This window comes from Phytomonospora endophytica (assembly GCF_014202425.1).
GTDB lineage: Bacteria > Actinomycetota > Actinomycetes > Mycobacteriales > Micromonosporaceae > Phytomonospora > Phytomonospora endophytica.
Map to the genome: position 1 here is coordinate 140,725 of NZ_JACHGT010000006.1, position 18,477 is coordinate 159,201.

General features: G+C 71.4%; 18 protein-coding genes and 1 tRNA gene. 8 read left to right on the top strand and 11 right to left on the bottom strand.

What is annotated here, in order from left to right:
• Positions 1-113: 113 nt before the first annotated feature.
• Positions 114-1,349, bottom strand: coding sequence for an NAD(P)/FAD-dependent oxidoreductase (locus HNR73_RS15025; protein ID WP_184788065.1), 1,236 nt, complete (start codon positions 1,347-1,349; stop codon positions 114-116).
• A gap of 124 nt (positions 1,350-1,473) precedes the next feature.
• On the opposite strand from HNR73_RS15025, the gene HNR73_RS15030 reads away from it, so the two are divergent.
• Complete coding sequence (locus HNR73_RS15030) at positions 1,474-3,996, top strand: DUF4132 domain-containing protein (protein ID WP_203685723.1); 2,523 nt, start codon at positions 1,474-1,476, stop codon at positions 3,994-3,996.
• 25 nt (positions 3,997-4,021) lie between these two features.
• Here the strand turns inward: HNR73_RS15030 and HNR73_RS15035 are convergent, their stop codons facing one another.
• Positions 4,022-5,032 carry a zinc-dependent alcohol dehydrogenase family protein gene (locus tag HNR73_RS15035; protein WP_184788066.1) on the bottom strand — a complete coding sequence of 337 codons (1,011 nt, stop codon included), beginning with the start codon at positions 5,030-5,032 and terminating at the stop codon, positions 4,022-4,024.
• Positions 5,032-5,364 carry a nuclear transport factor 2 family protein gene (locus HNR73_RS15040; RefSeq protein ID WP_184788067.1) on the bottom strand — a complete coding sequence of 111 codons (333 nt, stop codon included), beginning with the start codon at positions 5,362-5,364 and terminating at the stop codon, positions 5,032-5,034. Before HNR73_RS15040 ends, HNR73_RS15035 begins: the two co-directional genes overlap by 1 nt.
• Before the next feature lie 86 nt (positions 5,365-5,450).
• On the opposite strand from HNR73_RS15040, the gene HNR73_RS15045 reads away from it, so the two are divergent.
• Positions 5,451-6,227 (top strand): helix-turn-helix domain-containing protein, encoded by a 777-nt coding sequence (locus HNR73_RS15045; protein ID WP_184788068.1) that lies wholly within the window; start codon positions 5,451-5,453, stop codon positions 6,225-6,227.
• Here HNR73_RS15045 and HNR73_RS15050 read toward each other — a convergent pair.
• Positions 6,224-8,641, bottom strand: coding sequence for a hypothetical protein (locus tag HNR73_RS15050; RefSeq protein WP_184788069.1), 2,418 nt, complete (start codon positions 8,639-8,641; stop codon positions 6,224-6,226). The two genes, HNR73_RS15045 and HNR73_RS15050, sit on opposite strands and share 4 nt — an antisense overlap.
• Positions 8,642-8,689: 48 nt before the next feature.
• A complete protein-coding gene (locus tag HNR73_RS15055) occupies positions 8,690-9,118 on the bottom strand; it encodes a peptidoglycan-binding domain-containing protein (RefSeq protein WP_184788070.1) in 429 nt (142 codons plus the stop codon).
• A 152-nt stretch (positions 9,119-9,270) separates the two neighbouring features.
• Here HNR73_RS15055 and HNR73_RS15060 point away from each other — a divergent pair, with 152 nt between their 5' ends.
• The 3 genes from HNR73_RS15060 to HNR73_RS15070 all read left to right on the top strand — a co-directional run bounded on the left by HNR73_RS15060 (position 9,271) and on the right by HNR73_RS15070 (position 11,110).
• Positions 9,271-10,113: an alpha/beta fold hydrolase gene (locus tag HNR73_RS15060; RefSeq protein WP_184788071.1), complete on the top strand. Its 843-nt coding sequence runs from the start codon at positions 9,271-9,273 to the stop codon at positions 10,111-10,113.
• Positions 10,114-10,222: 109 nt separating this feature from the next.
• Complete coding sequence (locus tag HNR73_RS15065; RefSeq protein WP_184788072.1) at positions 10,223-10,657, top strand: helix-turn-helix transcriptional regulator; 435 nt, start codon at positions 10,223-10,225, stop codon at positions 10,655-10,657.
• A gap of 39 nt (positions 10,658-10,696) precedes the next feature.
• Entirely contained in the window at positions 10,697-11,110 is a 414-nt protein-coding gene (locus tag HNR73_RS15070; protein WP_184788073.1) for a VOC family protein, read from the top strand.
• A 119-nt stretch (positions 11,111-11,229) separates the two neighbouring features.
• On the opposite strand, the gene HNR73_RS15075 is transcribed toward HNR73_RS15070, so the two are convergent.
• Together HNR73_RS15075 and HNR73_RS15080 are read right to left on the bottom strand one after the other, a co-directional pair.
• A complete protein-coding gene (locus HNR73_RS15075) occupies positions 11,230-11,406 on the bottom strand; it encodes a hypothetical protein (RefSeq protein ID WP_184788074.1) in 177 nt (58 codons plus the stop codon).
• Positions 11,407-11,709: 303 nt separating this feature from the next.
• A complete protein-coding gene (locus tag HNR73_RS15080) occupies positions 11,710-12,381 on the bottom strand; it encodes a DNA alkylation repair protein (RefSeq protein ID WP_184788075.1) in 672 nt (223 codons plus the stop codon).
• Between the two features lie 66 nt (positions 12,382-12,447).
• Here HNR73_RS15080 and HNR73_RS15085 point away from each other — a divergent pair, with 66 nt between their 5' ends.
• A complete protein-coding gene (locus HNR73_RS15085; RefSeq protein WP_184788076.1) occupies positions 12,448-12,987 on the top strand; it encodes a hypothetical protein in 540 nt (179 codons plus the stop codon).
• Between the two features lie 97 nt (positions 12,988-13,084).
• On the opposite strand, the gene HNR73_RS15090 is transcribed toward HNR73_RS15085, so the two are convergent.
• Together HNR73_RS15090 and HNR73_RS15095 are read right to left on the bottom strand one after the other, a co-directional pair.
• A tRNA-Arg gene (locus HNR73_RS15090) sits at positions 13,085-13,160 on the bottom strand.
• A 90-nt stretch (positions 13,161-13,250) separates the two neighbouring features.
• A complete protein-coding gene (locus HNR73_RS15095) occupies positions 13,251-13,916 on the bottom strand; it encodes a hypothetical protein (RefSeq protein ID WP_184788077.1) in 666 nt (221 codons plus the stop codon).
• 80 nt (positions 13,917-13,996) lie between these two features.
• Here HNR73_RS15095 and HNR73_RS15100 point away from each other — a divergent pair, with 80 nt between their 5' ends.
• On the top strand, positions 13,997-14,575 hold the full coding sequence (locus HNR73_RS15100; protein WP_184788078.1) for a GNAT family N-acetyltransferase: 579 nt from the start codon (positions 13,997-13,999) through the stop codon (positions 14,573-14,575).
• A gap of 62 nt (positions 14,576-14,637) precedes the next feature.
• Here the strand turns inward: HNR73_RS15100 and HNR73_RS15105 are convergent, their stop codons facing one another.
• Positions 14,638-16,320, bottom strand: a complete 1,683-nt coding sequence (locus HNR73_RS15105; protein WP_184788079.1) for a DUF885 domain-containing protein — start codon at positions 16,318-16,320, stop codon at positions 14,638-14,640.
• Positions 16,321-16,330: 10 nt separating this feature from the next.
• Positions 16,331-17,260, bottom strand: a complete 930-nt coding sequence (locus HNR73_RS15110) for a prephenate dehydrogenase (RefSeq protein ID WP_184788080.1) — start codon at positions 17,258-17,260, stop codon at positions 16,331-16,333.
• A gap of 78 nt (positions 17,261-17,338) precedes the next feature.
• On the opposite strand from HNR73_RS15110, the gene HNR73_RS15115 reads away from it, so the two are divergent.
• Positions 17,339-18,466, top strand: coding sequence for a PQQ-binding-like beta-propeller repeat protein (locus tag HNR73_RS15115; protein WP_184788081.1), 1,128 nt, complete (start codon positions 17,339-17,341; stop codon positions 18,464-18,466).
• Positions 18,467-18,477: the final 11 nt, after the last annotated feature.

Sequence of the window (18,477 nt, forward strand, 5' to 3'; positions counted from 1 at the left end):
GCTATGAAACAGCGCTCGGGATGTCTCACACGGTGTACAACGGCTGGTCCTGGGCTCGGGGACAGGTTGCTGGCACGATAGCGGCGCACGGCGGCGCCGATCCACCGGTTTTTCTAGACCAGGTCGGTAAAAGGCACGTCGGGGTCGGCGAGGAACTTCACGTCCATGTCGCTGCGCGCGCGGATCAGGCGCTGGACCGGCGCGATGCCCTCGTCCCACATGTTCACGTGCATCCCCGCCACCACACGCCTTCCGTCGAGCCAGAAGGCGTAGAACGCGCGGCCCGCGACGTCCCCGCGCACCACGACCTCGTCGTAGCCGTCCTTGGGGAACCAGCCGGCGTACTCCATGCCCAGGTCGTACTGGTCGCTGAAGAAGAACGGCAGTGGATCCATCTCGCCCTCGTGGCCGAGCATCGCGCGGGCCGCGGCGGGGCCGGTCTCCAGGGCGTTGGCCCAGTGCTCGACGCGCACATGCGTCTCGTAGAACGGCCGGTAGACGCTCGCGACATCGCCGGCGGCGAAGATGTCGGGATCGTCGGTGCGGAAGTCCTTGTCGGTGCGGATCCCGTTGTCCACGGTCAGCCCGGCGTCGGCGGCCAGCGAGGTGTTCGGGATCGCGCCGATCCCGACGACGACGTTCACCGCCGGAAGGACCGTCCCGTCGGTGGTCTCGACCCCGCTCAGCCGCCCGTCCTCACTGAGGAAACGCACGGTCCCCTGGCCGAGCAGGACCTTCGTGCCGTTGTCGCGATGCACCTGTGCGAAGAACTCGCCCATCTCCGCGCCCAGCACCGCGTACAGCGGGGTCGGCTGCGGCTCCACGATCGTCACCTCGGCGCCGTAGCCCCGGGCCGCCGAGGCGACCTCAAGGCCGATCCAGCCGCCGCCGACGACGACCAGCGGACCGCCGCCGCCTTCGCGCAGGGCCGTGCGCAGCACGTCGGACTCGAAGAAGTCCCGCAGGTAGAACACCCCGGCCAGGCCCCCGCCGGGCACGTCGAGCCGCCGCGCCGACGAACCCGTCGCCAGCAGCAACTTGCGGTAACCGACGTGCTCGCCGTCGGCCAGCTCCACCCGGTGCGCCTCCCGGTCGATGCCCGTCACCGGACGGCCGAGCAGCAGCTCGACGTCGTTGGCGGTGTACCAGTCCTCGGGGTGGACGTAGAACTCCTCCTCCGGCGTCTCGCCCTTGAGGAAGCCCTTCGACAGCGGCGGACGTTCGTACGGGCGCCGGTTTTCGGCCCCGATCAGCACGATCCGTCCGGTATGGCCTTCTGTGCGCAGGGTCTCGGCGGCCTTGGCTCCGGCGAGTCCCGCGCCGGCGATGACGACGTCGGCGTTGTCCATGCGATCTCCTCGACGAGGGGCGGATCGGCGGATTCGCCATCGAGCCTATCGACTTTCCCCGCCCCCGGTGGGAATGTCGGCCCGCCCGTCTACCGTGCGCGCAGACGACACGACGGGAGTACCCATGAGCGCCGACCTCGAAGCCCTCCGCACCCGCCTGCGCGAGCGACGGGACGAACGGGAGGCCGCCGCCGAGCGGCGCGAGGCCGAGGTCGTCGCCCGAGAGGTCGTCGGGGCCGCCGCGGCCTCCGGAGACGCCGAAGCGCTCGCCGACGCGTTCCTCGCGACGGCCGATCACCCGAGCGTCTGGGCCTTCTGGAGCGAGCGGCTTCGCCCGCTGTCGCGGGAGGACCGCGCCCACCTCGTACGGATACTCGGTGAACGGGTCGAGTCGATCGACGACGCCGACGTCGCCGGCCTGGTCACGCGTTTCGTCCTCCACACCGCCAAGGACATGGCGCCCACGCTCAACACCGCACGTGCCGCACTCGGGCAGATAGCCCGCCAGTGGAAGGGCTACCCCTTCCAGCAGCTGCCCGAACTCGCCGCGCTGCTGACCGCGGCGGGAGAGATCACCGGGCCGATGATCGCGGGTCTTCGCCGTTCGGCCCTCTGGTACGGCACGTCCATGCTGCGGGAACTGCCCGCCGCGTTCGACGAGATGCCGCTGAACCCGGGTGAGGCGTGGAGCGACGAGGTTCTGGGCGCTCTTCCCTCGCTCGGCACGGAATGGCGCGGCTTCCTGCTGCACATGAACACCGCGCATTCGGCGAAGCCGAGCGCGAAGTGGGCCAAGCGGACACGCGAGTTCCTGGCGACGCTCGGGGAGGGGGTCGTCGTCGCGTCACTGGTGGAGTGGCTGGCTCTGCTCGGGCGTCCCCGAACCCTGCCACTGGACGACGGTTCCTGGGGCGACGACATCAACGGTGCCCTGGATCCCTTCAACGCCACCGCCGTGCGCGGCATGCTGTGGACGCTCGGGATGGTCGAGCCGACGGCCGAGTCGGCGCGCTGCGCCGCCCGCGTCGTCGAGTACGCGCTCAAGAAGGTCCCCGGGATAGGGCCGCACACCCCGAAGGTCGCCAACGCGGGCGTGCACGCGCTGTCGGCGATGGACTCGGCCGACGCGCTCGGGCAGTTGGCGCGGCTGGCGACCCGCGTGACGTACAAGGGAACCCTGAAGCTCCTGGAGGCCACGCTCGACGCCAAGGCCGTCGCGCTCGGCCTGTCGCGCGAGGAGATCGAGGAAATGGCCGTCCCCGCCTACGGTCTCGGCGAGGTCGGGCGGCACACCGAACTCCTCGGCGACGTCACGGTCGAGCTCATCGCCGACGACGGTGTCCGTCTCCAGTGGACGAACGCCGCCGGTAGGACGGTGAAGTCCGTGCCCGCGTCGGTCAAACGCGACCACGCCGAGCGGCTGGCCGAGTTGAAGGCGGCCGTCAAGGACGTCGCGAAGATGCTGACCGCGCAGGTCGAGCGCGTCGACAAGCTGTTCCTCGCCCGGCGCGAATGGCGCTACGACCAGTGGCGCGAACGCTATCTCGACCACCCGCTCGTCGGCGTCGTCGCTCGTCGTCTGCTGTGGACGGTCGGCGAGACGGCCGTCGGCTACGCCGACGGTGAGCTGCGGGCGCACGACGACGCGCCGGTCGCGGTCGCCGACGACGCCGTCGTGCGACTGTGGCACCCGCTCGGCCACGAGGTCGCCGAGGTCCTGGCGTGGCGGGAATGGCTGGAGCGGCACGGGATCACGCAACCGTTCAAGCAGGCGCACCGTGAGGTCTACCCGCTCACCGCCGCCGAGGAGAACACGCGCGTCTACTCCAACCGCTTCGCCGCGCACGTCATCCGGCAACACCAGTTCTCCGCCCTGGCCGCGATCCGGGGCTGGGACAACAGGCTGCGGCTGATGGTCGACGACTCGTACCCGCCGGCGACCCGTCGGCTGCCGCAGTGGAACCTGCGCGCGGAGTTCTGGGTCGAGGGCATCGGCGACGACTACGGCGCCGACACCACCGACGCCGGCACCTACCTGCGGCTCGCCACCGACCAGGTCCGCTTCTACCCCCTCGACGCGCCCACGCACTTCGCGCACGCCGGAGGCGGGCCGTACGAGCAGTGGCTGCACGGCGAGGAGCCGGTGGAACCTCTGCCGCTCAGCGAAATCCCGCCGCTCGTGCTGAGCGAGGTACTGCGGGACGTGGACCTGTTCGTCGGCGTCTCCAGCGTCGGCAACGACCCGACCTGGCAGGACGGCGGACCGGAGGGCCGCTTCCGCGACTACTGGCAGAGCTACAGCTTCGGCGAACTGTCGGGGACGGCGAACACCCGGCGCGAGATTCTCGCGCGGCTCGTCCCGAGGCTCGCGATCGCCGACGTGGCGACGGTCGAGGACCGCTTCCTCGTCGTGCGCGGGAAAGGGAAGTGGACGTACAAGATCCACCTCGGCTCGGGCAACATCCTGATGAGCCCCGGCGACCGTTACCTGTGCATCGTGCCGGGGCAGAGCGCGGGACGCGGCCCGGAGAAGCTGTACCTGCCCTTCGAAGGGGACCGGACGCTCGCGATCATCCTCAGCAAGGCGATGCTGCTGGCCAAGGACGACGAGATCACCGATCCCACGATCACCCGGCAACTGCGGTAGGGCGGGCTCGCGCCCGCCCTCTCGCTCAGATCTCCACGACGACCTTGCCGAAGGCCGTGCCGCTCACGTAGTGCGCGTAGGCCTCGGTGATCTCGCCGAAACCGAACACGCGGTCCACAAGCGGGCGGATCGCGGCCGACTCGACGAGCTTGCCCAGGTCCTCCAGATCGCTTCTGCTGCCGACGAAGACCCGCCGGATCTCGGCCATCGTCTGCGCCCAGGCCGCGCCGGGGACGGTGACGTCGGCACGCGTCTCCGACTGCGTCGCCAGCAGCACGACCTGCCCGTAGAGGGACGACGCGCGGATCGACTCGGCGACGGTGTCGGGTCCGGCGGTGTCGACGATCAGGTCGGCGCCCAGACCGCCGGTGAGCTCACGAACCCCGGCGCTCCACTGTGGAGTGTCGCGGTAGTTGACGACGCCGTCGGCACCCAGTTCCCGGACCCGCTCGGCCTTCTCGGGGCTCGACGTCGTCGCGATGACGCGGTACCCGAGGGCCTTGGCGATCTGGACGGCGTACAGCGAGACACCGCCGGTGCCGAGGGTGACGACCGTGGCGCCGTCGGGAAGCGCGGCCCCGCCGGTGATCGAGGTCCAGGCGGTGACGCCGGCGCAGGGCAGGGTCGCGGCCTCGGCCCACGTCAGGTGCGCCGGGACGGCGGCCAGCGCGCCCTCGTCGAGCAGCGCGTACTCGGTCAGCATCCCGTCGTGCGTGCAGCCCAGCTGGTCGATCATGGACGCGTCGAGTCTGCCGCCGTGCCAGCGGTTCCAGTAGCTGCCGACGACGCGGTCGCCGACGCCGAACCGCGTCACGCCCTCGCCCGTCGCGGCGACCTCACCGGCGCCGTCGGACAGTGCGACGACGCCCGCCCGCGGGGGCAGCGGATAGCGGCCCTCGACGATCAGCCGGTCGCGCTTGTTGAACGAGGCCGCCCGCACCCGCACCAGGACCTGGCCGGGGCCGGGTTCGGGGACGTCGTGCTCGCGGAGGACGAAACCGGTGCCGTCGAAGGAGTCCAGGTGATAGGAGCGCATCAGTTCGCCTTCGTGTAGCCGACGGCGTGCCGGACACGGCCGTCGCGGACACGCAGCAGGTTCGCGCCCCGGAGGAGACCGTCGTCGCGGCGGAGGGTCCAGGTGAGGACGGCGTCATCGCCGTGGACGAGTTCCCGCTCGATCTCGAACTCCCCGCTGGTGTCGGTGGCGATCGCGGTCCACAGTTCGAGCGCGGCGGCGTGGCCGTCGGCGGTCCCGCCCTGCGCGAGTTCGACGACGACGTCCTCGGCGAGGATGTCGCCGAGGCGCGAGGGGTCGTGGGTGAGGAAGGCGTCGGTGTAGATCTTCAGCACGGTGTGAATGTCGGTCATGCCGCCCAGCCTGCGCCCGCGTTCGCGGCCCGGCAATTCCCCGGAGGGAATGGCGGTGGGGTGATCGTCCGCGCTACAACTGGGCCATGACCACGACCTTCGGGCCCGAGCTGCAACGCTGGCGGGGCAGTCGCCGGCTCAGCCAGCTCGAACTGGCCGCGCGCGCCGGGACCACCCAGCGGCACCTGAGCTTCGTCGAGAGTGGACGGTCGCGCCCCGGCCGCGCGATGGTGCTGCGGCTGGCCGAGTCGATGCAGCTGACGCTGCGGGAACGCAACGAACTGCTGCTGTCTGCCGGATACGCGCCCGTGTACCCGGAGAGCGCGCTGGACGAACCGGCCCTGCGGCCGGTTCGCGACGCCCTGCACCGGATCATCGAGGGCCACATGCCCTACCCGGCCGTCGTCGTACGCGCGTACGGCGACGTTGTGGCCGCGAACGAGGCGATGTCGGTGCTCACCGACGGCGCCGCGCCCTGGCTGCTGAAACCGCCGGTCAACGTCCTGCGCCTCGCGCTCCACCCCGAGGGCATGGCCCCGCGCGTGCGCAACCTCGACGCCTGGGGGCGGCACGTCATCGACTCGCTGGTGCGCCTGCGCGCCCTGCGCGGTCACACCCCGGAACTCGACGAGTTCATCGCCGAACTGGGGTCGTACGTCCCGCCGGCGGCGCCCGGCCCGGACCACCTCGGCTTCGCCGTGCCGTTGCGGCTGACGTACGGCGACGGCGAGCTGCGGCTGCTGACGACCCTGACGTCGTTCGCCACGGCCGTGGACGTGACCCTCGCCGAGCTGCACCTGGAGGCGTTCCTCCCCGCCGACGACGCGACGGTCGAGGCACTGCGGAAGCGGGCGGGGGGTTAGGCCGTCACGGCCACCGCCGTCGCCAGCAGCTCCGGGACCGTCCCGGCGAAGTCGCGCAGCAGCCGCAGCGCGACCAGTTGCGCCTCGGCGCTCAGGTCGAGGCCGGGTACGACGTCGCGCAGATCGGGCAGCCAGCGGTCGGGGGCGTCGTCGACGGTGGCGGCGAGAACATGCGACGCCGGGGTGACCACGGCGAACGCCTCCGCCCAGGTGACCAGGCCCGCCGAGACGGCGGCCACGAGCCAGCGGCGGGTGTCGTCGGGATCGGTCGACGGATACATGGCCAGGGTCTCGGCGAGGGTGGCGCCCGCTTCGAGGGCCCGGCGCGGCGTCGGGTCGCCCGCGGCGACGTGCCCTTCACCGCTGCCGCTGAGGAGCCCGAGCCGGTTCCGCGCCGGGGACGCGGCGATCTCGGCGAGGAACCAGCCGTGGCTCTCGCGGTGGAAGTTGTCGCTCCCGCCGAGCCGCTTGATCTGCCACGCGGGCGTCTCGCGTTCGGCGAGGTAGGCGCGCAGCGCCTCCTTCTCCGCCTCCTCGTCGTCGGCCTCGGCCATCTTGCGGACGCGTTTGACGACACCGCCCTGGAACTCCGCGCGGGTGTACTTCAGCGGATCCAGGTCGGCCTCGACCAGCGCCAGCATCGCCGCCTTTCCCGCGCGCTCCCACAGATCCAGCAGCAGACGCAGTTGCGGCACGATCCCGCGCACGCGCACGTGCCGCAGGATGTGGCGCTGCACCTCCGGATCGGCGCAGGTGACCGCGTGCCGGCCGGTCCAGCCGCCGGTCGTGGCGAGAAAGCGTTCGCGCAACTCCGCCGGATAGACCTGCCCGCCGGGGACGTGCGCGGCGAAGGCGCGGCCCGACATGACGTGCGCGACCTGCGCCGACGACATCGGGCGGCGCAGCGCGAGCGCGCCGGCCAGGTCGGGCTCGTCCAGGTCGAACAGTCGCTGGAGTTCCCCGACGTCGAGCTTGCCGCGTGCTCGCACGAAGGCCTGACGCAGCGCCGGAGTCCCGTGACCGACGACGAACTCGAACCACTCGCGACGGCGCACGCCGTGGGTGAACAGGTCGGCGGCGGTGCGCTCGTCGAGGTGCGGCAGCAGCGCCAGCTGCGTCTCCACCCCGGCGGCGTCGAGGAGGACGACGAAGGCCTTGCGGGCACCGGTCAGCGACGGTTTCGCGTCGGCGGGCGGCAGCGCCTCGGCCTCGGGCCACGCGGATCCGGGGTCGGGCTCGGCGGCCGCCTTCGCGCAGAGCTCGGCGACGGTCCCCTTGTACCCCTTGAGGAGTCGCCGCAGGGCACGCCAGGCCCCGGCGTCCTGCCCGACCGTCGCGGCGAGGACGCGGCCGACGACGGCGTGCACCGGCTGGAGCCTCCACACCGACGGCTCCAGCGGGTCGGCCCGCCGGGACGCCTCCAGCACCCCGGCCGCGGGCCGCGCGTGCGCGATCAGCTCGGCGACCCGCTCGGCCTTGAGGAACCGCGCGGTCAGCGTCCGCAGCGCCTTCGTCCGCGCCGCTCCCTTGAGCGGCAGGGAGAACAGCGCGGCGGGCGGGTCGGGGTACTTCTCGGCGACCACACCCGGATGCGCGGTGAACAACGCCACCCGCAGCTCCTCGGGACAGTCGTCGCGGGCGCACAGCGCGGCCGACACCGCCGCCGCGAAAGGCTCCTCGGCGTGCGCCCGCGCGATCAGCGTCCAGTCCAGGTCGGCGCGTTCACGGGCGACGCCCCCGGCGTCCTTCTCCCCGGCCGCGCGCAGCTGCTCGATCGCCGCCCCGGTGCCCTCGAACTCCGCCGCGAGCGCCTCGATCCCCCTACCCGCCAGGGCTTCCATGGCGCGGTCGCGGATCGGCAGGTCGTAACGCGCGGTGACCGCCGCGACCTCGCCGACCCCGGAGTCACGCTGTACGGATACCAGGACACGGGCCTGCTCCCGCAAGGTCAGGCGAGCCGCCGCCCGCCGCAGCGCCCACTCGTAGTGTTCCCGGAACGGTGACAGCGCGAGCACGGGCGCGTAACCGAAGTAGAGGCCGCCGGAGATCTCCTGGGCCTTCAGCTCCTGCCACTCCGGACGGCGCGGGTCGCAGTCCGCGAGCAGGCGTTCCCAGTCGCGGTAGCCGCGTGCCCCGAACGTCGACATCTCCGCCCAGCGCTCGGCGGGCGGGACGTCCGGCGCGCCCTCGGCGACGCGGGGGTGGTCGCGGGTGACGTCGGGGCTGGAACGCAGGTGCCACAACAGTTCCCGCTCACCGTCGGCGAGGACGTGCGCGACCAGTTCGCCGGGTACGTGCCGTTTCGCCAGTCGCGCTTCGACCGCCCATCGCGCGCTCGCCGCGAGTCTCGCCCAGTCGGGCGCGTCGAGGGCGGTGAGCAGCGCGAGGGCGGCGTTGTCGTGCTCGTTGGTCACGGGTGCCTCCGGGGTGAGTGGATCACCATAGAGGGCGCGTGCGACGGCTCAGCACTGCGGGAAGAACCGCCCGTTCGGCGTGGAGTTCCACGCCAGTACCGATGCCGTCTCCGGTCCGTAGACGCCGTCGTCGTCGATGTGGTGGAAGCGTTGCGCGTTGGCCAGCGCGCCGGCGGTGGCGGGGCCGAAATCGTTGTCGACGGCGATGTTCTGGCCGTAGCAGTCGCGCAGTGTCCGCTGGAGCACGGCGACGTGGGTGCCGTAGGAGTTGTAGGCGTCGCCCATGAGGCATTTCGGGGTGGCGCCGAGGGAGTCGCGGTAGACCGGCACGGACCACTTGTAGGTCGCGTCGAAGTGGTTGTGGAAGTCGTTGCAGCGCGGGACAGGCGCCGCCGACGCGGGCGTGGCCAGTACCGGGATCGCGACGGAGAAAGCGAGGATCGAGAGGGCTAACGCGGCGATCTTGCGGAGTTTCATGGGTCCTCCACGGATTGCTTCTGCTTGTGGGCATCGTGGCACAGAACGTGCCCGCCGGACAGGCGCCGGTGACGCCTCGTCGGCCCGGCGTGCCGATTCCTCCCAGGGTGAAAACGCTGGTGGAACGTCCGCGGGCGGCTTAGCTTCGCATCATGCGCGAAGTGATCACCGACGACGGCCGTACGCTCGCCGTCGAAGAATGGGGCGTTCCCGGTGGCACGCCGGTCGTCTATGTCGCGGGCAGCCCGATGGGCCGCCTCGCCCGCTATCCCGACCCGGCGTTGTTCACCGAGCTGGGCGTCCGGCTCATCACCTACGACCGGCCCGGTTTCGGCTCGTCGACACCGCTGCCCGGCCGCCGGGTCGCCGACGCCGCCGGCGACATCCTCGCCATCGCCGTCGAGCTCGACCTCGGGCGTTTCCCGATCTTCGGCGTCTCCGGCGGCGGCCCGCACGCGCTGGCCTTCGCCGCCGCGCATCCGACGCGCGTCAGCCGTGTGGCGACGCTCGCCGCGATCGCCCCGCGCGACGCCGACGGGCTCGACTGGACCGCCGGGATGATGGAGGGCAACGTCGGCAGCGCGGCCGCCGCCGCCCTGGGCCGGGAGGCCATGGAGGAGCGCCTGATCGCGGCCGGGACGAGTGCGCCGCCGCCGCTGCCGGCGATCGAGCAGGCGGTCCTGTCGAGGCCCGCGGTGAGTGCGATGCTCGGCGCGGCCTTCGCCGACGCGGTCCGGCCGGGCGTGGGCGGCTGGGTCGACGACGCGATGGCCCTGTACGGGACGCCCTGGGGTTTCGACCCGGGAATGGTGATGGTGCCGGTGCGCATGTGGCACGGCGGCGCCGACACGACCGTCCCGGTCTCGCACGCGCACTGGCTGGCGAAACGCATGCCGGGCGCGGACGTGCACATCGAGCCGGGGGCGGGGCACGCCGGGCACTTCGACGCGACACCCGAGACGTTGCGGTGGCTGGTGAGGCGCGAAAAGGACTAGAAGTTCTGTTCGCCGAGGCTTCCGGACAGGGAGAGTGCCGCTGAGTGCCGTCCTAACTGATCCCGGCGAACCGCCGGGTCCTGTCGGGACCCGGCGGTACGTTCCCGGCATGGTCTCCGTACCACCCGCCCGGCACCTCGTGCGTGCCCGCGACCTCGCCGACACGCGCTACGCCGAAGGCCTCACCGTCGCCGACCTGGCCCGCGCCGCCGGGCTGTCGCGCGCGCACTTCAGCCAGGAGTTCCGCCGCGCCTTCGGCGAGTCCCCGCACGCCTACCTGCTGACCCGGCGCCTCGAACGCGCCGCCTCCCTGCTGCGCTTCACCGACCACGGCGTCGCCCGGATCTGCTGCGACGTCGGACTGTCGAGCGTCGGCTCGTTCACGACGAGCTTCACGCGCATGTTCGGCATGTCGCCGACGGCCTACCGCGCCGCCCTCCCGCCGCCCGAGACCTACGCGATGGTCCCCGCCTGTGTCCTGCGCGTGTACGGGCGGCCGCGACTCCGGACGTTTCGAGAAGACGGCGGCCCCGGCGGCGAATAGCGTGGTCAGGGCAGGTACACCACGACGCCGGAGGGCGAAATGATCAAGGTCGGCAGTATGCAGCTGTGGGTCCACGACCAGGACGAGGCGCTGCGGTTCTACACCGAGAAGGTCGGCTTCGAGGTCCGCCACGACGTGACCCTCGGCGACATGGGCGACTTCCGCTGGCTCACCGTCGGGACGCCCGGGGAGAACTTCGAGCTCGTGCTCATGGCCATTCCGGGCGAGCCGGTGATGGACCCGCAGACCGCCGACGAGGTCCGGAAGCTGATGGCGAAGGGCTTCGCGGGGACCCTGTTCCTCAGCACCGACGACTGCCGCGCGTCCTTCAAGGAGCTGTCGGGACGCGGGGTCGAGTTCAACGAGGAGCCGCACGACACGCCGTACGGGGTGGACGCGGGATTCCGGGACCCGTCGGGGAACAGCGTGCGGCTGACACAGCCGAACTTCTAGCGGACCGCCGTGCCGAGCGGGAAGGACCGCCGTAGCGTGCCGGGGTGGCTCGCCGGACCTTCCCGCCGGTCTCGGCCTACGGTTCACGGGTGCCGTGGGCCTCGGGCGGGACTATGCGTTTACCAGCACCAGCCGGGGACGAGGTCGCACACGTGCTCACCCGTCTCGCAGCTGACGACGCACTTCAACTTCGGGCCGCCGTCGCAGATGTAGTACGTGCCGCACGACGCGTCGGCGGCGGCCTTCGGGGCAAGACGCGCTAAAAGTTTGTCCGCGAGAGCGTTGATCTTGGTCATTGTCGCCTCCATGGGTGGTTCGGGTGTTGAGGCAGGAGCCTAGCGGCCGGGTACTGAAAGTCAAGAGGTGAACTAGATTGCGTGGCCTCGCTACTTTGGGTCGCATCCCGACAGCGAAAGGTAGTGATGCATCACCGGGAACGGTGTGAACCCCGCCTTCTTGTAAGCGCGGCGGGCCCGGGTCGACGGCGAGCATCTCGATCGCCGCGGCCGGCGACGCGAACACCGGCTCCCACGCCCGCGGCGCGAGCGCGCCGACCGGCTTGACGTCGTCGGCCCGGAGCGGACGCACGACGCGCGGCACTACTTCCCGCCCCGCCGGACCATCTCGTCGATCCAGCTCGGCGCGAACGGTGACGTGCAGCCCGGCGACGTCGGATAGTCCTTCAAGACCTCAAGGCGTTCGCCGATGTCGAGGGCGCGGGCGCGGAGGCCGGGGTTCTCGATGCCGATGTTGGCCAAACAGGCGTTCATGGCCCACTGGAGGCGCTCGGGAGCGTTCTTCATCTCCGCCTCGATCGTGTCGAGGAGGGCGGGGAGGTCGAGGCCGTCGGGTTTCTTCACGACGCGCTCGGTGGTCAGCGCCCAGCCCGCGCTCGCGACGACCGGGTCGGCGTCGGCCAGCCACGTCGTGCGCAGGTCCTCGGCGTGCGCGGACTTCTTGACGACGTAGTTCACCAGCCAGTCGTGGACCTTCGGGCGACGCGCCGCACGCAGCATGGCGTCGAGCTCATCACGCCCGAAGGCCTTCGGGCGGCAGATCAGGAGGGCGAGGAGACGCGCGGCCGTGTCACCCGTCGCCCACAACCCGACGGCGAGCTCCTGCTGCGTCTTCAGCCGCTTCGCGACGGCACGCAGTTTGCCGAGGTTGACGCCGTGGTCGTCGCCGTGCTTCTCGTTGACCTCGCGGGCGCGTGGGTCCTCCAGCGCGGCGAGCTCGGTGAGCAGCTCGGCGACGGTCGTGTCGGTGGGCATGCCGCCTCCTTCGTGGGTGGATCCAGGGTACGGCGGGGGTGGGACGGCGATGGCTGGAGTGCTGCCGTGGACGCCCAGTTGTTAAGCGCGATCGCCGCCGCCTGCGCGGCGGTCATCAGTCTGGTCAACGTCGGCATCTCCTCGCGGCTCGTGCGCAGGCAGGACGACACGCGCTGGATCAGGGAACGGCTGCCCCAGCTCGTCACGGCCTACGCCGAGGCGGTCTTCCAGTTCGAACGGAAGGTGTTCGAAACGGACTGGACGGTCCTCTCGGCCGAGGAACGCGAGAAACTGGGACTCGACGAGGGTGTGAAGGCGCTCGGGATCCTCGCTGAGTTCGAGGTGTTCGCCTCGCCCGAGACCGTGGACACGGCCCATGCGGTGTTCCACGCCGCCGACCTGATCCGGATGACGCGCCGGGAGGAACCGGCGGCGAAGCGATGGGACCTCTACTGGGCCTGGGCCGAGGCCAAACAGGACTTCCTCACGGCCGCCCGCCGGGAGATGGGGCTGAAAGCCCCGTCGGTGCCGTCCGGTCTCAAGGCCCACCGCGAGCGGTCGAAGCGGGGAGGATCTGACGGCGGGGCCGGCGGGGAGCAGCCATGACCGGCGGGCGCGACGGCGACCGCCACCGGCCCGCACGGAGACACGAACCGGCACGGAGACACGAAAAAGCCCCGGGCAAAGCCCGGGGCTCCTCGACTGGCGCGCCCGAAGGGATTCGAACCCCTAACCTTCTGATCCGTAGTCAGATGCTCTATCCGTTGAGCTACGGGCGCACATTCACCGCCTAGCGGCGGCGACCGGCTAATACTAGCGGGTGCCGCCGGAGGCTCGCGAGCGGGTTATGCACAGTGCCTCAGGCCACGTCAGTCGGCCAGGATCTTGTCCACGAAGCCCGCGTACAGCTCGGCCTGCCCGGCCGCGCCCGACGTGTTCCAGATGCCGTGCTCCAGGTCGGCGACGTCCTCGCTGAGCCCGAAGTGCCGGACCCACTCGTAGCGGCGCGTCCGTCCCGGCCAGAAGCGCTGGTGGGACGCGAACCAGGCGACGTACGCGCGGTGCAGCGCCTCGTCGAGCAGGTGGGCGCGCGCCCAGCCGTCGGCGCATTCGGCGAGCTCGGCCGCGACCGATCCCGCTTCGGCGGACAGCGCCGCCTCGCTGCGGTCGGTGAGCAGGTACGGGAACACCGACACGCGCCCGCGCGTCTTCGTCCCCACCCCGCTGCGGTCGGAGAGCATCACGCCGTAGGCGAAGCCCGCGACGAGCTTGACGGGCGCGTCCAGCTCCCGCCAGCCCTCGCCGTCCTCCAGGGCGTCGACGGCCGCCGCGAAGTCGCTCTCGCGCAGGTGACCGACCGGGACGTCCCCGCCGGTGCGCGACGGCAACTCCTCGCGGTCCCACACGGCCACGAGTTCGGCCTCGCCGCCCGCCAGTGACAGGCCCGGTGAGTACACGAACGACAGGCCCTTCTCACCCCGGTGGGCGGAGATGAGTGCGGCCGAGGCTCGGATGATGTGGGGTGGCAGTGACATGGCCCAAGTGTTGCCAGGTCCGGCCGCTCTTGTCCACCGGTGAGACGAAGCCCGCTTGACGGGCTTGGGACACTACGCGGGTGAGTTCCTCTCAGTACGCGGCCATCGGAGTGCACGATTCCATCTGGACGGGGCGCCGGGTCCGGCTTCGCGGCCTCGAACCGAAGGAGTGGCCGCGCTTCCGCGACAACGACCTGAACACGACCAACCAGCGCCACGGTGACCGTGTTCACCCGCCCCGCTCGGACGCCTCCTACGAGCGCTGGGCCGCCGAGCAGGCCGTGCGGACCGAGTCCGACGAGCTGTGGCTGGTCATCGCCGACGTCAACGACGACCGGCCGGTCGGTTCGATCCGCACCCTCCGCGCCGACCCCACCGCCGGGCTCTTCTGGTACGGCGTCGCGATCTTCAAGGAGGAACAGCGCCGGGGCTACGCCAGTGAGGCGATCCGCATCGTCCAGCGCTACATGTTCGGCGAGCGCCGCTACACCAAATGCCAGGCGGAGGTCTTCGGCGACAACGCCGCCTCCCTGGGCCTCCACCAGAGCCTCGGCTTCGTCCTGGAGGGCCGTCTGCGCAAGGCGTCGTTTCGGGAGGGCTCACGCCAGGACATCGTGATCTTCGGCATGACCATCGAGGAGTTCCGCAACCTCCGCTGAACTCACACGCGGAGGCCGCCGCGGGAAACCCACGGCGGCCTCGTCATGTCAGGTGGGAAACCCTAGATCCGCTCCATCGCCTTGCGGAACGGGTCGAGGCCCAGCGCGCCCAGGTTCAGCGCGTCGGTGTGGAACTGTTTGAGGTCGAAGGCCGCGCCCTTGCGGGCCTTGGCGTCCTCGCGGGCCTGGAGCCAGATGCGCTCGCCGACCTTGTACGACGGGGCCTGTCCGGGCCAGCCGAGGTAGCGGGACAGCTCGAAGCGCAGCATCGCGTCGTCGATGCGGCAGTGGGCGCGCATGAAGTCCCAGCCGAGGCCGGCGGTCCAGCGCGCGCCCGGGTTGAAGCCGAAGGGGTTGTCCTTCGGGATCTCCAGCTCCAGGTGCATGCCGATGTCGACGATGACGCGCGCGGCCCGGAAGGCCTGCCCGTCGAGCATGCCGAGCTTGGCGCCCGGGTCGTCGAAGTACCCGAGCTCGTCCATGAGCCGCTCGGAGTACAGCGCCCAGCCCTCACCGTGGCCCGAGCACCACAGCATGAGGCGCTGGTAGCGGTTGAGCAGCTCGGCGCGGTAGGCGGTCTGCCCGACCTGGAGGTGGTGTCCGGGGACGCCCTCGTGGTAGACGGTGGTGACCTCGCGCCAGGTGGAGAAGCCCTCGTCCTCGTTGGGCACCGACCACCACATGCGGCCCGGGCGGGTGAAGTCCTCCGAGGGGCCGGTGTAGTAGATCGCGCCGTCGGCGGTCGGGGCGATGCAGCACTCGATGCGGCGGATCGGCTCGGGGATGTCGAAGTGGGTGCCGGCGAGGTCGGCGATGGTGCGGTCGGCGAGCTCCTGCATCCAGTCGCGGAACTCGGCCTTGGTGGCGATGTGGCGGGCCGGGTCGGCGTCGAGGGCCGCGACGGCGTCGTCAACGCTCCCACCGGGCACGATCTCGCCGGAGACGCGGCGCATCTCCGACTCGATGCGGTGCAGTTCCTGCCAGCCCCACGCGTAGGTTTCCTGAAGGTCGACGGCCGCGCCGAGGAAGTAGCGCGAGGCGCGCGCGTAGCGCTCGGCCCCGGCGGCGTCGTTCTCGGGCGCGAGGGGCGCCAGCTCGTCACGCAGGAAACCGCCGAACTCGGCGACGCCCCGGCGGGCGGCCTCCGCACCGGCCGCGAGGTCGGTGGCGAGGGCGCCGGTGGGGGCGGATCCGTCGACGGTGACCCGGCCGACGAGTCCGGCCCAGAAGTCGTCGCCGCTCGCGCCGTTCCAGTTGTCGCACTGGTCGGCGCATTCCCTGACCTGGCGGATCGCGGCGACGCGACCGTCGGCGGCGGCCGCGCGCAGGGTCTCCCGGTAGCCGTCGAGGGCCTTGGGGATCTTGGCGAGGCGGGCGGCGATGTTGGCGGCCTGCTCCTCGGTCCCGATGGTCATCAGGTCGAAGATCTGGCGGACGCTCTGCAGCGGGCTGGCGATGACGTTGAGGTCGGCGGCGGTGTCACCGGCGTCGAAGCGCTCAAGGGACAGGGCGAGACGCTCGACCATGCCCTCCTTGGCGACCTGCTCGCGTTCGTCGACGGGGGTGGCGGCCTCAAGGTCGGCGAGGGCCTTGCGGGTCAGGTCGGCCTCGGTGGCCAGCCCGGAGGGGGAGAAGTCGTCGAGTTCGTGGTCGTGTCCGGCCACGCCCTGGTACGTCGCGCTGATCGGGCTGAGCGCGATCGAGTCCTCAACGTACTTGTCGGCGATCTCGTCAATACGTCTCATGGCGGCGACACTACGGCACGGTGGCGGCGGGGCGCATCACCGTAATGTGGCGGTCGTCATCGAAGGAGTGCACCCATCCGCCGGCCCTGCCGAGCTCCAGGAGGCGCTCCCGGTCGACGAGGGTCGTCTGGGCCGGTCCGGGCGTGGACGGCCAGTCGCGGCGACCGCGCCAGGCGGGCGTGAACCAGGCCTCGACGGCGGCCGCGGGATCGTCGGCGTCGAGGGCGGCGCGTGCCTCCTTGAGGGAGGCGAGGGTGCGGTCGAGGGCCGCGCGGACGGCGGCGGCGTTGCCTCCCGCCATGGCCGCGACGAGCTCGGGGCGGGTGAGGGCGACGCGGGTCCCGTCGCGGAAGGAACTGGCGGCCAGCGCACGCGGCAGGGGATCACCGGCGGCCTCGACGAGCGCGGCGGCGAGCAGGTGCGGGACGTGACTGACGGCGGCGACGGCGGCGTCGTGCTCGGCGGCGGTCGTGGGAACGACGCGGGCGCCCATCGCGGTGTAGAGGCGCGCGAGTTCGAGCCAGTCGTCGAGGGAGGTCTCCTCGTCGAGGCACAGCGCCCACACGCGGTGGGTGAACAGGTCGGCGTCGGAGTGCTCGAAACCGCTGGTCTCCTTGCCCGCCATGGGGTGCCCGCCGACGAAGCGCCGCCCGGCGAGGAGGTCCCGCAGCGGCGTCTTGACCGACACGACGTCGGTGATGAGCCCGTCGTAGCCGTCGAGCGCGGGCATCACCGCGCCGAGCGCGGGGAGGGGCACGGCGAGGACGGTGACGTCGACGCGCCAGGTGTCGAGGGAGTCGACCGTGCGCAGTCCGCTGGCGACCGCGGCCAGCCGGGTGGTGCGGTCGGTGTCGTAGCCGGTCGCCTCATGCCCCGCCGCGTGCAGGGCGCGCAGGAGTGAACCGCCGATGAGCCCGAGTCCGATGACGCCGATCCGCATCGACACAGGCTCTCACATCCCCACATGTGGACACTCGGTGTGACACACTCGTCGCTCGGGGTACGGTGAGGAGCTGACGTGAAGCGCGGAACGTGGCCGGTCTTCCTGGTGGTCGTGGCACTTCTCCTGGGAGGGCTCACGGCCCCCGCGCACGCGGCCATCCCCTCGCTGCCGAAGTCGAGCGCCTCCTTCAACGGGCCCGTCCGGGCCGTGGCCTACCTGGGCGACACCATCTACGTCGGCGGGGACTTCACCGCCGCCTTCGTCAACGGCAAACGCAGCTACCGCGACCGCATCGCCGCGGTCGACGCCCGTACCGGCGCCCTGCGGGACTTCGCGCCCAAGCTCGACGGGAACGTCTACGCACTCGCCGTCAGCGGTTCGCAGCTGTACGTCGGCGGGTACTTCACGACCGTCGACGGTCTCAAGCGCCGCCACATCGCGCGCTTCACCGGCGGGGACCTCGACGCCTGGCGGCACAGCGTCTCCGGGGCCGTCCGCGCCCTCGCCGTCAGCGACGGCGTGCTCTACGCCGGTGGCAGCTTCTCCACCGTCGACGGCCAGGCCCGCGGCAACGTCGCCTCCTGGAACCTGTCGGCGGACACACTGACCTCGTTCGCGCCCGCCGTCGACGCCACCGTCCGCTCGGTCACCGCCGGCGCCAACAGGCTCTACGTGTCGGGCACCTTCAACACCGTCAACGGCGCCGACGCCCGCAAACTCGCCGCCGTCGACAAGACCAGCGGCGCCCTCGACACCGGCTTCGCGCCGAAACTGACCTCGATCGTCTACGACGTGCTCCTCGCCCACGACCGCGTCTACGCCGCCGTCGGCGGACAGGGCGGGCGCCTCATCGCCATGGACTACGACGGCCGGACACGCTGGCAGACCACGACCGACGGCGACGTCCAGGCCATCACCGCCATCGGCGACACGATCTACGCGGGCGGACACTTCGAGTCCGTGTGCGCCTCACCCCGCACCGGCGACCAAGGGCTGTGCCTCGACGGGGAGAAGGCCGGGCGCTTCAAGTTCCTGGCCGTCACGACCTCGGGAACCCTGACGTCCTGGGACCCGTGGAGCGACTCGATCGTCGGCGTGTGGTGCATGGCCGCCTCCGGTGACCGCCTCGCGGCCGGCGGCGAGTTCCTGACCTTCGGGAACGGGACCGTCAAACAGCGCGCCTTCGCACAGTTCCAGGGCTGACCACGCGCCCG